The sequence below is a fragment of the Pseudomonas sp. MF6776 genome (assembly GCF_016613125.1).
GTDB classification, from domain to species: domain Bacteria; phylum Pseudomonadota; class Gammaproteobacteria; order Pseudomonadales; family Pseudomonadaceae; genus Aquipseudomonas; species Aquipseudomonas iridis.
Window position 1 is genome coordinate 219,739 of record NZ_JAENSQ010000002.1, and the last position, 13,778, is coordinate 233,516.

General features: G+C 57.3%; 9 protein-coding genes. 5 read left to right on the top strand and 4 right to left on the bottom strand.

Annotated features, from left to right (window positions below; genetic code table 11):
• The first annotated feature begins 1 nt into the window (after position 1).
• From JJD74_RS03090 to JJD74_RS03100, 3 genes are all read left to right on the top strand, one after another.
• Entirely contained in the window at positions 2–655 is a 654-nt protein-coding gene (locus tag JJD74_RS03090; RefSeq protein ID WP_042557618.1) for an ABC transporter permease, read from the top strand.
• On the top strand, positions 652–1,809 hold the full coding sequence (locus JJD74_RS03095; protein ID WP_200611225.1) for an osmoprotectant ABC transporter ATP-binding protein OsmV: 1,158 nt from the start codon (positions 652–654) through the stop codon (positions 1,807–1,809). Before JJD74_RS03090 ends, JJD74_RS03095 begins: the two co-directional genes overlap by 4 nt.
• A gap of 635 nt (positions 1,810–2,444) precedes the next feature.
• Entirely contained in the window at positions 2,445–3,608 is a 1,164-nt protein-coding gene (locus tag JJD74_RS03100) for a type III PLP-dependent enzyme (RefSeq protein WP_042557616.1), read from the top strand.
• A 40-nt stretch (positions 3,609–3,648) separates the two neighbouring features.
• Here JJD74_RS03100 and JJD74_RS03105 read toward each other — a convergent pair whose 3' ends face one another.
• The 4 genes from JJD74_RS03105 to JJD74_RS03120 form a co-directional block, all read right to left on the bottom strand.
• Positions 3,649–4,527 carry a hypothetical protein gene (locus JJD74_RS03105; RefSeq protein WP_115147474.1) on the bottom strand — a complete coding sequence of 293 codons (879 nt, stop codon included), beginning with the start codon at positions 4,525–4,527 and terminating at the stop codon, positions 3,649–3,651.
• Positions 4,528–4,572: 45 nt separating this feature from the next.
• Positions 4,573–6,789: an alpha-xenorhabdolysin family binary toxin subunit A gene (locus tag JJD74_RS03110; RefSeq protein WP_200611240.1), complete on the bottom strand. Its 2,217-nt coding sequence runs from the start codon at positions 6,787–6,789 to the stop codon at positions 4,573–4,575.
• Positions 6,790–7,018: 229 nt separating this feature from the next.
• On the bottom strand, positions 7,019–7,774 hold the full coding sequence (locus JJD74_RS03115; protein WP_200611243.1) for a tetratricopeptide repeat protein: 756 nt from the start codon (positions 7,772–7,774) through the stop codon (positions 7,019–7,021).
• Positions 7,771–8,451, bottom strand: coding sequence for a Fe2+-dependent dioxygenase (locus JJD74_RS03120; RefSeq protein WP_042557612.1), 681 nt, complete (start codon positions 8,449–8,451; stop codon positions 7,771–7,773). The genes JJD74_RS03115 and JJD74_RS03120 overlap by 4 nt, the downstream gene beginning before the upstream one ends.
• A 207-nt stretch (positions 8,452–8,658) precedes the next feature.
• On the opposite strand from JJD74_RS03120, the gene JJD74_RS03125 reads away from it, so the two are divergent.
• Positions 8,659–10,968, top strand: a complete 2,310-nt coding sequence (locus JJD74_RS03125; protein WP_200611247.1) for a TonB-dependent receptor — start codon at positions 8,659–8,661, stop codon at positions 10,966–10,968.
• Positions 10,969–11,201: 233 nt separating this feature from the next.
• Positions 11,202–13,730, top strand: coding sequence for a PepSY domain-containing protein (locus JJD74_RS03130; protein ID WP_200611490.1), 2,529 nt, complete (start codon positions 11,202–11,204; stop codon positions 13,728–13,730).
• Positions 13,731–13,778: the final 48 nt, after the last annotated feature.

Sequence of the window (13,778 nt, forward strand, 5' to 3'; positions counted from 1 at the left end):
CATGGAATTTTTGAACGCCTTTTCCCATCTCGACTGGCAACAGGTGATGCACCTGACCTGGCAGCACATCACGCTGGTTGGCATCGCTGTCACGCTGGCGATCCTCGTCGGGGTGCCGCTGGGCATTCTGATGACGCGCTTCCCGAGCCTCGCCGGCCCGTTGCAGGCCAGCGCCACGGTGTTGCTGACCGTGCCGTCGATTGCACTGTTCGGCCTGCTGCTGCCGTTCTACTCAAAGTTCGGCCAAGGCCTCGGCCCAATGCCGGCGATCACCGCGGTGTTCCTTTATTCACTGCTGCCGATCATGCGTAACACCTACCTGGCGTTGACCGGCGTTGAGCCGGGTATCCGTGAAGCCGCACGCGGCATCGGCATGACCTTCGGCCAGCGCCTGCGCATGGTCGAGTTGCCGATTGCGGTGCCGGTGATCCTCGCCGGTGTGCGCACCGCCGTGGTGATGAACATCGGCGTGATGACCATCGCCGCGACCATCGGCGCTGGCGGCCTCGGCGTGTTGATCCTCGCCTCCATCAGCCGCAGTGATATGTCGATGCTTATCGTCGGCGCGCTGCTGGTCAGTCTTCTGGCGATCTTCGCCGACCTGTTTTTGCAATGGCTGCAACGCTCGTTGACTCCAAAAGGATTACTCAAATGATCGAACTTCAAAACCTCAGCAAGACCTTCCAAAGCAACGGCAAAGATGTCAAAGCCGTGGATTCGGTGAGCCTGACCGTCAATGAAGGCGAAATCTGTGTGTTCCTCGGGCCATCGGGTTGCGGCAAAAGCACCACGCTGAAGATGATCAACCGTCTGATCAAACCGACCTCGGGCAAGATCCTGATCAACGGCGAAGACACCACCGATCTGGACGAAGTGACCCTGCGTCGCAACATCGGCTACGTGATCCAGCAGATCGGTCTGTTCCCGAACATGACCATCGAAGAGAACATCGTCGTGGTGCCGAAACTGCTCGGCTGGGACAAGCAGCAATGCCACGACCGCGCCCGCGAACTGATGAGCATGATCAAGCTTGAACCCAAGCAGTATCTGCATCGTTACCCGCGCGAGTTGTCCGGTGGTCAGCAACAGCGTATCGGCGTGATCCGCGCATTGGCGGCAGATGCGCCGCTGTTGCTGATGGACGAACCGTTCGGTGCGGTCGACCCGATCAACCGCGAGATGATCCAGAACGAATTCTTCGAGATGCAGCGCGCGCTGAACAAGACCGTGATCATGGTCAGCCACGACATCGACGAAGCGATCAAGCTGGGTGACAAGATCGCGATCTTCCGCGCCGGCAAGCTGCTGCAGATCGATCACCCGGACACGCTGCTGGCGCATCCGGCGGACGAATTTGTCAGCAACTTTGTCGGTCAGGACAGCACGCTCAAACGTCTGTTGCTGGTGAAGGCTGAAGACGCGGCGGACAACGCGCCGTCGGTGAGCCCGGAAACCCCGGTGGCTGATGCGCTGGAATTGATGGACGAGCATGACCGTCGCTACGTCGTCGTCACCTGTGCCGAGAACAAGGCGCTGGGTTATGTGCGTCGTCGCGATCTGCACCGTCAGACCGGCACCTGCGCGCAATATCTTCGCGAGTTCAACGCCACGGCGGCGTACGACGAGCATTTGCGCATCCTGCTGTCGCGCATGTACGAGTTCAACCGCTCGTGGCTGCCGGTGATGGATGCCGACCGGGTGTTCCTGGGTGAGGTAACGCAAGAGTCGATTGCCGAGTACCTGAGCTCCGGCAAATCTCGCGGCGGCAAGACCAGCATCGTCTCGCCGGCTGAGGCGGTAGTCGCGTAAAACACGAAACCTGAGGGAGCGAGCCTGCTCGCGAATGCGCAATATCAGTCAACCATGATGCTGGCTGTGAAAATGCCTTCGCGAGCAGGCTCGCTCCCACAGGATCTGCGTGATTTTTCCCTCATTCGCCAACTGGAAAAGAATCTCAACACACGCCACTCAAACAACACACCGAAAAGCGCTTCGCAAACAACCTAAACCCCCTTCATACGCACCTCTCGCCGCCAACGTCGCCGATGTTGCACCCATCACACTTACCCGCGACTTCGCTGACAAAAGCAGCGAACGTGCAGGTATTTTTAACACTGCAAAGTTCGCGGGGAACATCTGCCCGTCATATCGGTCGGCTACAAAGAGTGATATCCGCGTCGCACGTCAGAAGCGTGCAAAAACGCGACATTTTTAGTTGATCTCAGGCCCCTCACGCCCTAAAGTTCGCGCCGAACGTCCATGCTGGAAACGATCCATCCGGCTCAAGTACTGACGACGAGACAGCAAGGCCAAGGGAAGCTGCACACCCGTGGCCTTTTTGCTTTCGGCGACATGCCTTGGGAAGTAGGCGAACCAAAGTGGGGATACGGAGGACGTTCATTTTTACCCATGTTTATTATTGTTTGCCCTTAGGAGTTCCCAGCATGTCGATCAACGTCGAAGATTATTTCGAGCGCGCCACTTTTGACAAAATGAAGGCGTTTGCCGACAAGCAAGAAACCCCGTTCGTGGTCATCGACACCGCGATGATCAGCCAGGCCTACGATGACCTGCGCGCCGGTTTCGAATTCGCCAAGGTCTATTACGCAGTCAAGGCCAACCCGGCCGTCGAGATCATCGACCTGCTCAAGAACAAAGGTTCGAGCTTCGACATCGCTTCGATCTACGAGCTCGACAAAGTGATGGATCGCGGCGTCAGCCCCGACCGTATCAGCTACGGCAACACCATCAAGAAATCCAAGGACATTCGCTACTTCTACGAGAAAGGCGTGCGTCTGTTCTCCACCGACTCCGAAGCCGACCTGCGCAACATCGCCAAAGCGGCGCCGGGCTCGAAAGTCTACGTGCGCATCCTGACCGAAGGTTCGACTACGGCTGACTGGCCTTTGTCGCGCAAATTCGGCTGCCAGACCGACATGGCCATGGACCTGCTGATCCTCGCCCGCGACCTTGGCCTGGTGCCTTACGGCATCTCGTTCCACGTTGGCTCGCAGCAGCGCGATATCAGCGTGTGGGACGCGGCAATCGCCAAGGTCAAAGTGATCTTCGAGCGCCTGAAAGAAGAAGACGGCATTGAACTGAAGCTGATCAACATGGGCGGCGGCTTCCCGGCCAACTACATCACCCGCACCAACAGCCTGGAAACCTACGCCGAGGAAATCATCCGCTTCCTCAAAGAGGATTTCGGTGATGACCTGCCGGAAATCATTCTGGAGCCGGGCCGTTCGCTGATCGCCAACGCCGGCATCCTGGTCAGCGAAGTGGTATTGGTTGCACGCAAATCCCGCACTGCCGTCGAGCGTTGGGTTTATACCGACGTGGGCAAGTTCTCCGGCCTGATCGAAACCATGGACGAAGCGATCAAGTTCCCGATCTGGACCGAGAAGAAAGGCGAGATGGAAGAAGTCGTCATCGCCGGCCCGACCTGCGACAGCGCCGACATCATGTACGAGAACTACAAGTACGGCCTGCCGCTGAACCTGGCGATCGGTGACCGGATGTACTGGCTGTCGACCGGCGCGTACACCACTAGCTACAGCGCCGTTGAATTCAATGGCTTCCCGCCGCTGAAGTCGTATTACCTTTAACTGACGCGTTAAATGAAAAGGCCCATGTATGGGCCTTTTTTTATTTGCGCAGCCAATTCTCAAGTTGGTCAACCATGGCCATGAACGCGTCAGCCAACTCCTTGGTCGCGGCCAATTTGAAATTCAACTCGCCCAGTTTCGACACGCGTTCAGCCCTTAATAACTCGTAGATCGCCGTGTCCATGTGCGATCCCGTTGCCTCAAGAAACAGACTGACTCGCGAACTCACGGACGCCAGTCCGTTGAACAAAATGCCAATATCAGTTTTGTATTCTGCGGCCCGGATCACTGCATCCGCGGAAGAATAAGTGATATCCCAAAACGGCATGGTGCGGGCTTCGCGGAACAACTCCTGGACAACCGTTGGCTGGGCATGGCACTGGCAGGAGCGATGATCCATTGCCTTAGTAAACACCGACCTGAGCCCGAACGACTCGTCATGCACCTCGGCGATGGTGTATTTCAGTTGTTGAATCATCGCCCTGAGTTGATAAAACCGCAGTGCCAATTCGTGAACCAGGTCGGGTACATCATTAGGCGGAAGCAGCCTCCAGGTCGGCGACCGGGACAAACTGTACCCCTTGAAATCCACCTTGCTGAGGGGCTCACTCCTTGATGTACGACGGGTCATTTCCCGGGTCTCTTGCGCAAACGTATTGAGATCCGCGACGTAAGCACGGCACAAATTCCGAGCTTCTTTTGTGCGCTCCCAGAGTTCTTGCAAATAGCGCTCATTGAATCGGGCATTGTTCAGGCGCGAATCACTAGCCAATACCGCGGGTGCATGACCGCTGGCTTTTCGACGGGCAAATACCACGGGGATGTTGTTGAAGGTCGGGTGAAGAGAGCCGAGAAATCTTGTATAGCGATCCAGCACGCGCCGCTGCGCGGCAGAGAGGTCATAGGAAAGTATGTTCATGACTATTCAAGAAGCGATGGGCGCGCAGCCCACCGCCCCCACTCCTTATTGTTGAACAGACTTCAGATACCTCACGACTTCGGTGATCCGGGCAATCGCGGCATCGGCACGCTCCTCGACAGGTTGTGACTTGTCCTGCCTGAAGTCTTGGCGGAACGAGTCAAAACCGTTAACCAGATTCGAATACTCGTTCACATAGCCCCAACGCCCCTCGTCCAGTTGATCCAGAGCGTTGACCAATTGAATTTTCCCGTCTGTCCGGGCGATGTCGCTTTTGTATTTCTTCAACTGCACCCGCAAGTCAGCGGCTTTATCCCTGAGCTTGTTGTAAGCATCCAGCATGTTCAGAAACGAAATCGCTTCACCAATACCGGAGATGATTTTTTTCAGGGTGTCGATCGCCAGCATTGCAATTTGAACCTGCGGCGGTGCCAAACCCAGGGCTTTGAGATTATCCAGCGTTAATTGCGCTTCCTGGCCGATCTTCTCCACACCGGCTTTGGCGATCAGGTCGATCCCTTCGGATGCCGATTTCATCTGTTTTTCCAGATCGGTCAATTTCTCGTCGGATTTGACCTTCAGTGCTTCGGTTACATCCCGATCCTGTTGCAGTGTTGCAATCCATTGCTGCGAAGTGGCCCGGTCATACGCAGTACTCAGGCTGCTGCGAATGACTTTGAGGTCTTCATAACGCTCGGAGATCTTGTTGGAAGTACTCTTGAGTTCGTTTTCCATGTCTTCACGAACTTCTTCCACATCCTCGGGATAGGCAAGTTCGGCCTGATATCCTTTCAGCTTTTCTCGCGCACGCTCCAGATGAATGATGTCTGTCCGGGCCTGGCTACGCATATCAAATGTTGCTCTCTGAACAGCAATCGACAAATCATTCATGTTGCGGACAATGCCAGGCATATAGTTAAACTGTTCAAAAAGCATTTGCGCAGTGGTATTGCTTTTCTGCATGGCGGCCGAGTGAGCACGCAAAGCGGCCACATTGACTTGCGGATAAGTTTGATTATTTGGCAGCGAAAACATGATTCTCTTGCTCCTGAATGACTGAAATTTGTTTCCATACTCTTTATCCGCTGCTGCAAACACGTCGAGCAGTTGATCAGCACTGGATTTTATTTGCTCCCACGGATCGATAATGGCGAGAATCTGATTCTTGAACCTGCGCAACGACGTGGCCTCATGCAGCGAATCGACCTCTTTGATGGAGGCCGTGATGTAAGTGCTCAATGCATTCCATACCAACATCAGATTTTGAGTTGCAACTTCAGCTTCGATCGCTACGTAGTCGAGGTTTTGCAAGTCATCCCGTATCTTGTTCAAAGAAGCCAACGTTTGACTCTTGCTGGCCATTTTCTGATTGGCAGCCTGTTGTTCGGCTTTGAGATTGTTGCGCTTCTTGCGGATCTCTTCTGCCTTTACGCCCTGATAGATACCGAGAATCAATCCTGCGACGTTAAAGGTCGCAGCAGCCGCGATGGCCTCCTGTACCAGTTGATCATATTGTTTATTGAGTTCATCAATCTCCTTCGAGCGCTGATCGATCTCCCCTTGCAGTACCTGAATGTCCGCCTGATAGGTATTCCTCGAAACAAACTCCAGACGCAGTTTGATCTCGGGCAAGACTTTCTCGCGCATGTCCTTGCCAAAGCTGTCCAGCTGCTCCCGGACCCGTTCAGCTTTCTGATGGCATTGCCTGACTTTGCCCAGCATGTCATTAAGGTAGGCTTTTATCTCCGGAACATCGCCCTCCGGCAACGCGAGATCAGGAAGATTGGGGATCTTTCGCTTGAGTTCCAGATACTGTTCAGGGGTACTTATATTGTGTTCTTCCAGGTATCTGGACACTTTGAGATCTTCATAGATCTCGACTATTCCGCTGCCTGTACGGATGATACTGCCGGCAAAAATCTTCAGATCGGTCCCCGTGAGCATGATTTTTTCACGCAACGGCGACCATCGTTTGGCGTGATCATAAGTCGTGCTGAATGTACGCAGAAAGTCTACTGGCTTGAGGCCGAGGCCGCCGCTATCACCTGCGCCATAGTTCAAGTACGCAATAACATCCTGCAAGCGCACGGGCAAAGACAACCCAAGAACTTCATATTTTCTCAAACTGATAATCTGCTCTTTGGTTAGCTGAATACCGGTATCACGATTGTATTCATTACCCTCACCAAGCGAGGCGCTGATAAACACGGCAGGTGCTTTCGTGGCGTTTTCGACAATCTTGTTATCTATCCTGAATCCCATAAGAGACTCCTTGTCTGCTTTGGATATTATTAAAGTCAATTGCGATTCGAGCTTGTCGAGTTTTAGGTCAACTCGATCACGGCCATCGCAAAACAACCTTAGGACAACAAGATAAAAACCAACAAGCGCTTAAATATTAGCAATCACGACAACATAATTACTTACTCAAGTCATTAACGCCTGGCAAACCACTCACATCACTTGAACAACTAACGATAAAAGCAAATCATTACGACGCCATCAACTGCGACAAGCGCAGCTTATAAGCGTCGGCCATTGCGCGAATGCGTAAGTGCGGTGCATTCATCAGCGATTCGCCTGCAACCCGCAGAAAGTTCGCATTGCCCCCCGCCAGCGCCTTGCGCAGCCAGACAAGGGCATCATCGATCCGGCCGTCGTCGGCGAGCATCGCCGCGTGGCTGAACTGCCCACGAAAATCACCGCCCTCGGCCGCACGGCGATACCAATCACGCGCGGCCAGTGAATCCTGCGGACAATGGCGTCCCTCCTCCAGGTAACGACCTAACAGATTCATTGATTTGGCGTGGCCCAACGCCGCAGCACGACGATACAAGATCAGGGCGTGCGCCTGGTTTTCGGCGATGCCGCGACCGGTGGCGAGCAGGTTAGCGAGGTTGTACATCGCCCAGTCCAGCCCGGACTCGGCGGCGATTCGATAATGCTCCACCGCAACCGCAGCATCCGCCTCACAGCCCCAGCCATGTTCGTTGCAACGGCCGAGCATGTTGCGCGCCATCAGATGCCCTTGCCCGGCAGCAATGCCGAACCAGCGCAGTGCCAAGGGTTGATCCTGCGCGATACCCTGACCATCGAGCAGGATCTGCCCAAGCAACGCCTGCGCTTGAACAACTCCCTCGCCCGCCGCCAACAGAATCGCCTGCGCCGCACGACCCGGGCTCTCTTCAAGCATGGCGCTGAGCTGTTCGCCGTCGAGGACTTCCTGACGGCGCAGATGAAAACTCATACCTCGACCCAGCGCCGCAACAAGTTGTGATAAGTACCGGTGAGGCGAATCAGCGAAGGGTGATCGGGCAGGTCTTGCGTGAGCTGCTGAATCGCCCCGTCCATCTCGAACAGCAACGCACGCTGGCTGTCTTCGCGCACCAGACTTTGCGTCCAGAAGAATGAGGCGTAACGCGCGCCGCGAGTAACCGCGTTGACTTTGTGCAGGCTGGTGCCGGGGTACAGCACCATGTCGCCGGCGGGCAATTTCACCTGTTGAGTGCCGAAGGTGTCCTGGATTTCCAGTTCGCCGCCGTCGTAATCCTCAGGTTCGCTGAAGAACAGCGTGGCCGACAGATCGGTACGCACCCGCTCGATGCTGCCCTTGGGCTGGCGCACGGCATTGTCGATGTGGAAATCGAAACTGCCACCGGCCGTGTAACAGTTCACTAACGGAGGAAACACTTTGTGCGGCAGCGCGGCAGACATGAACAGCGGATTTTTCCACAGCCGCTCGAGCATCGCCGCGCCGATTTCCTTGGCCAGCGGATGGCCTTCGGGCAGTTGCAGATTGTGCTTGGCCTTGGCCGATTGATAGCCGGCGGTGATCTTGCCGTCAGCCCAATCTGCCTGTTCCAGCGCCTCACGAATGCGCTGCACTTCGTCCTTTTCAAACAGACCGGGGATGTGCAGCAGCATGGCAATGTCACCTGATGGCAAAGAGGCGGCAATGGTATTGATTCTTATTGTCTGTGTAAAACCCACGGGACGAATGAACAGGTAAAAACCGTAAGGCCAAATTGTAAAGAATGTAAATTCAGTGCGAATAACAATATTTCGCAATTGATACGAATACCCGTTTACCCTATATTCCGCCGCCTCAAATCCTTGGGGAGGGGAATAAAAATGGCACGTCAACCCGCACAATTACCGGTCAGTTCACCACGTCTGCTCGCTTCTGCAATTGGCGTGGCAATCACCGCCGGTTCCGCCGGCCACATGGTGTTTGCCGCCGAAAAGACTGACAGCAAAGCCTCCGGCAATGCCATCGCCCTGGACGCCACCGCCATCACTGGCGAAGCGCAGGACTCGACGTCCTACCAGGTCGAGAAAGCCTCCTCGCCCAAGTACACCGCGCCGCTGATCGACACGCCGCGCTCGGTCACCGTTATTCCGCAGCAAGTCCTGAAGGACACCGGCGCCCTGAACATGCAGGACGCCCTGCGCACCGTGCCGGGTATTACCTTCGGCGCCGGTGAGGGTGGCAACCCGCAGGGCGACCGTCCGTTCATCCGTGGCTTCGACGCCCAGGGCGACACTTACCTCGACGGCGTGCGCGACACGGGCTCGCAGAGCCGCGAAATCTTCGCCGTAGAAAACATCGAAGTCAGCAAGGGCCCGAACTCCGCCATCGGCGGTCGTGGCGCGGCGGGCGGCAGCATCAACCTGGTGAGCAAGAAGGCTCACTTGGGTAATTCGTTCGACGGTGGCTTCACCTGGGGCTCCGACCAGACTCAGCGTTACACCCTCGACGGCAACTACCAGTTCAGCGATACCGCCGCTGGCCGTCTGAACCTGATGAGCCACGAAAGCAACGTCGCCGGTCGCGACAAAGTCGATTACGACCGTTGGGGCATCGCGCCTTCCCTGGCCTTCGGTCTGGGCACCGACACCCGCGTCAACCTTGATTACTACCATCTGGAAAGCAACGACACGCCGGACTCGGGTATCCCGTACAGCTTTTCGAGCCCGCGCACCAAGTCCAATCCGGACAAGCCGTATGCCGGTGGCGACGACAGCAACTTCTACGGCCTGGATCGCGATTTTCGCAAGGGCCGCACCGACACCGCGACATTCGCCATCGAGCATGACCTGAGCGACTCGCTGACCATCAAGAACACCCTGCGTCACGGCACCAGCATGCAGGATTACATCCTCACCCAGCCGGACGACAGCAAGGGCAACGTCAACAACGGCAGCTTGTGGCGTCGGGCGAATACGCGGGTCAGCAACACCGAGACCACCACCAACCAGACTGACCTGTTCGGCAATTTCTACGTCGCCGGCTTCAAGAACAGCTTCTCCACCGGTGTCGAATACACCCGTGAGCAAAGCCAGAAGTCTTCGTACAACGTCAACACCGACACTACGCCGCGCACCACCAACGTGCCGGCCAGCAGCAACTGCACGCCGGCGATGATTGGCGCGTCGAGCGGCTACAACTGCACCTCGCTGTCGAATCCGAATCCGAACGATCCGTGGAATGGTGCGATTTCGCGCAACTACGCCGGCACCGACACCAAGGCCAACACCTACGCGCTGTATGCGTTCAACACCCTGGAGTTGTCCGAGCAGTGGCTGGTGAACATGGGGCTGCGGTACGACCACTTCGACACTGAGTACAAAACCTACACCGCCGCCGGCGCTACCACCGCCAAGGGCGATGACGTCAGCGAGTTCGTTACCGGCCAGTTCGGCGTGGTCTACAAGCCTGCGGAAAACGGCAGCATTTATGCGTCCTACGCCACTTCGGCCACCCCACCGGGCAACACCCTCGGTGAAGGCATGGACGGCAACCCATTGGGCGGCACCAAGGATCGCGCCGGCAATCTGCTGAGCAGCGACATGGAGCCGGAAACCACCAAGAACTACGAAATCGGCACCAAGTGGGACCTGCTCAATGATCGCCTGTCGCTGACAGCTGACATCTTCCGCACCGAGAAAGAAAACGCGCGTGTACAGGTCGACACCACCTCGTACGAGAACGCTGGCAAAACCCGCGTGCAAGGTGTCGAGCTGTCGGCCAGCGGCAAGATCACCGACAAGTGGCAGGTGTTCGCCGGTTACGCCTTCATGGACAGCGAACAGGTTGACGGCGGCCCGCTGAACCGCGCCACCGACGGCAACCAACTGCCTAACACGCCGAAGAACAGCGCCAGCCTGTGGACCACTTACCAGGTCACGCCGAAGCTGACGATCGGTGGCGGCGCGTTCTATGTCGACGACGTGTTCGGCAACGTGGCCAATACCACCATGGTTGATTCGTACGTGCGTTACGACGCGATGGCGGCCTACAAGCTGACCAAGAACGTCGACCTGCAACTCAACGTGCAGAACCTGACCGATGAAACCTATTACGACAAAGCCTTCGCCACCCACTTCGCCAGCCAGGCAGCGGGGCGTACGGCACTGTTGAGCACCAACTTCCACTTCTGACGATGTGGGAACCTGTGGGAGCGAGCCTGCTCGCGAAAGCGGTGAGTCAGTTAAGTGGAGGCTGACTGACACGACGCCTTCGCGAGCAGGCTCGCTCCCACAAGGAATGCGCCGCAAGGCTTGGCCCCGTTCATTCAATTGAACGGGGCTTTTGTGCGTAATCAAGAAGCTTCTCGACAACCCACGGCATAATGCGCGCCGTGAAGACAATTTCCGAACGGACGGCGAGTGACGTGTTGAAGAAAACCCTGTTCCAGTTGCACTGGTTTTTTGGCATCACCGCAGGCCTGGTGCTGGCCCTGATGGGCATCACCGGCGCGGCCTATTCGTTTCAAGACGAAATCCTGCGGGCGCTAAATCCCTCGGTATTACAGGTGGAAAAACAGGTCGCCGGCGTGCTGCCGCCCGTTGAACTGGTAGAGCGCATCGAAGCCACTTCGGGCAAGAAAGTCTCGATGCTGACGGTGGAGACCGAAAGCGGCCACGCGGCAAAAGTATTCTTCACCCCGCCCAAGGGTGAACGTCGCGGCGAGATGCGCTACTTCGATCCGTACACCGGCGACTTCATGGGCGATGCCACCGGCCAGGACTTCTTCGGCCTGATGCTGCAACTGCACCGCTTCCTCGCCATCGGTGACACCGGGCGCAACATCACCGGCGCCTGCACCCTGATCCTGGTGTTTTTCTGCCTTTCGGGCCTGTACCTGCGCTGGCCTCGGCAGTGGAACAGCTGGCGCGTCTGGTTGACCCTGGACTGGAAGAAAAAGGGTCGCACCTTTAATTGGGACCTGCATTCGGTGGCAGGCACCTGGTGCCTGTTGGTGTATCTGCTGCTGGCGCTGACCGGGTTGTCGTGGTCATACGAGTGGTACAACAAGGGCCTGACCAGACTGCTTTCCGACGCTCCGCAAAACGAACGCGTGCGCGGCGGTCGCGGCCCGGCCCCACAAGGCCCGGCGCCAACCGCCGACTACGCCGCGATGTGGAGCAGCATCTACAGCGCCGCAGGTCCGGGCCTGTCTGCCTACAACATCCGCATGCCGCCCGTGGCCGGTCAACCGGCGACGGTGTTCTACCTGCTCGACAGCTCGCCCCATGATCGCGCGCTGAACCAGATCACCCTCGATCCAGCCACCGGCATCGTCAAACGTGTCGACCGCTATGCCGACAAGAGCTTCAAGGCGCAATTGCTGACCAGCATTTACGCGCTGCACGTTGGCAGTTATTTCGGCCTCGTCGGACGGATCATTATTACCGTCGCGGCGGTGTGCATGCCGTTGTTTTTCATCACCGGATGGCTGCTGTACCTCGATCGTCGTCGCAAGAAAAAGCAGATCAAGGAGGCGCGCAAAGGCTTCGAACCGCCGACCGGCGATACCCCGGCGTGGCTGATCGGCTTCGCCAGCCAGAGCGGTTTCGCCGAGCAACTGGCGTGGCAGACCGCAGGCCAATTGCAGGCCGCCGGGTTGCCGGTGAAGGTGCAGCCGCTGGCGAATGTGAGCGAAAAGGATCTGCGTGAGTCGAGCAATGCGCTGTTTGTCGTCAGCACGTTTGGCGACGGCCAGGCACCGGACAGCGCCCGTGGTTTCGAGCGCAAGGTTCTGGCCAAAGCATCGACACTCGACAACTTGAGCTACGCCGTCCTCGGGCTTGGCGACCGTGAGTATCAGCACTTCTGCGGTTTCGCCCGACGCCTGCATCAGTGGCTGAGCGAGCACGGCGGCAAGCCCCTGTTTGCCCCGGTAGAAGTCGACAGCGGCGACCCATACGCCCTGCATCACTGGCAAACCCAACTGGGCTTGCTCACCGGGCAAGCACCGGTCGACACCTGGCAGGCACCGAGCTACGAAAACTGGACGCTGTTGCGCCGTGAACTGATGAACCCTGGCAGCAGCGGTTCGCCGGTTTATCTGCTGAGCCTGGGCGCACCGAACACCAGCAGCTGGCTGGCCGGGGATCTGGTCGAAGTGCTGCCACGCAACTGCCCGTGGGCCATCGAACACTTCCTCGACGGCCTCGGCATTCGTGGCGAGACGATTGTGAAAATCAACGGCCTCGAAGAACCTCTGGAAGTGGCACTGGCCTCACGCCAACTGCCCGAGCACCGCGCGCATCTGGTTGGCCTGCACGCACAGGCAATGGTCGATGCCATGGTGCCGCTCGCCATGCGCGAATACTCGATCGCCTCGATTGCCGCCGACGGTGTGCTGGAGTTGATCGTGCGTCAGGAACAGCACGCCGACGGCACGCTGGGCATCGCTTCAGGCTGGTTGACCGAGCATTCGCCGGTAGGCGGCAGCATCAGCTTGCGGGTACGCCGTAACAGTGGTTTCCACCTGCCGAATGAACCGATGCCAATGATTCTGATCGGTAACGGCACAGGGCTGGCCGGTCTGCGCAGCCTGCTCAAGGCGCGCATTGCTGATGCTCGGCAACGTCAGTGGTTGCTGTTCGGCGAGCGTCACCGTGAGCACGATTACCTGTGCCGGACGGAGCTGGAAGAGTGGTTGATCAATGGCGATCTGGCACGACTGGATCTGGCGTTTTCGCGTGATCAGGCGGAGAAGGTTTATGTGCAGGATCGTTTGCGGGAATCGGCTGAGGAGTTGAAGAAATGGCTGGCGGAGGGTGCTGTTATCTACATCTGCGGCAGCCTGCAAGGGATGGCATCAGGCGTTGATCAAGTGCTCAACGAAGTGCTTGGAGCTGCTGAGGTTGAACGCCTGATTGAGCAGGGTCGTTATCGCCGGGATGTTTACTGACACCCCCACTCCCCTGTAGGAGCTGCCGCAGGCTGCGATCTTTTGACC

Excerpts from the sequence above, each read along its gene's own strand:
- JJD74_RS03100 (WP_042557616.1), top strand. The coding sequence starts at position 2,445 with ATGTCGATCAACGTCGAAGATTATTTCGAGCGCGCCACTTTTGACAAA.
- JJD74_RS03105 (WP_115147474.1), bottom strand. The coding sequence starts at position 4,527 with ATGAACATACTTTCCTATGACCTCTCTGCCGCGCAGCGGCGCGTGCTG.
- JJD74_RS03110 (WP_200611240.1), bottom strand. The coding sequence starts at position 6,789 with ATGGGATTCAGGATAGATAACAAGATTGTCGAAAACGCCACGAAAGCA.
- JJD74_RS03115 (WP_200611243.1), bottom strand. The coding sequence starts at position 7,774 with ATGAGTTTTCATCTGCGCCGTCAGGAAGTCCTCGACGGCGAACAGCTC.
- JJD74_RS03095 (WP_200611225.1), top strand. The coding sequence starts at position 652 with ATGATCGAACTTCAAAACCTCAGCAAGACCTTCCAAAGCAACGGCAAA.
- JJD74_RS03120 (WP_042557612.1), bottom strand. The coding sequence starts at position 8,451 with ATGCTGCTGCACATCCCCGGTCTGTTTGAAAAGGACGAAGTGCAGCGC.
- JJD74_RS03090 (WP_042557618.1), top strand. The coding sequence starts at position 2 with ATGGAATTTTTGAACGCCTTTTCCCATCTCGACTGGCAACAGGTGATG.
- JJD74_RS03125 (WP_200611247.1), top strand. The coding sequence starts at position 8,659 with ATGGCACGTCAACCCGCACAATTACCGGTCAGTTCACCACGTCTGCTC.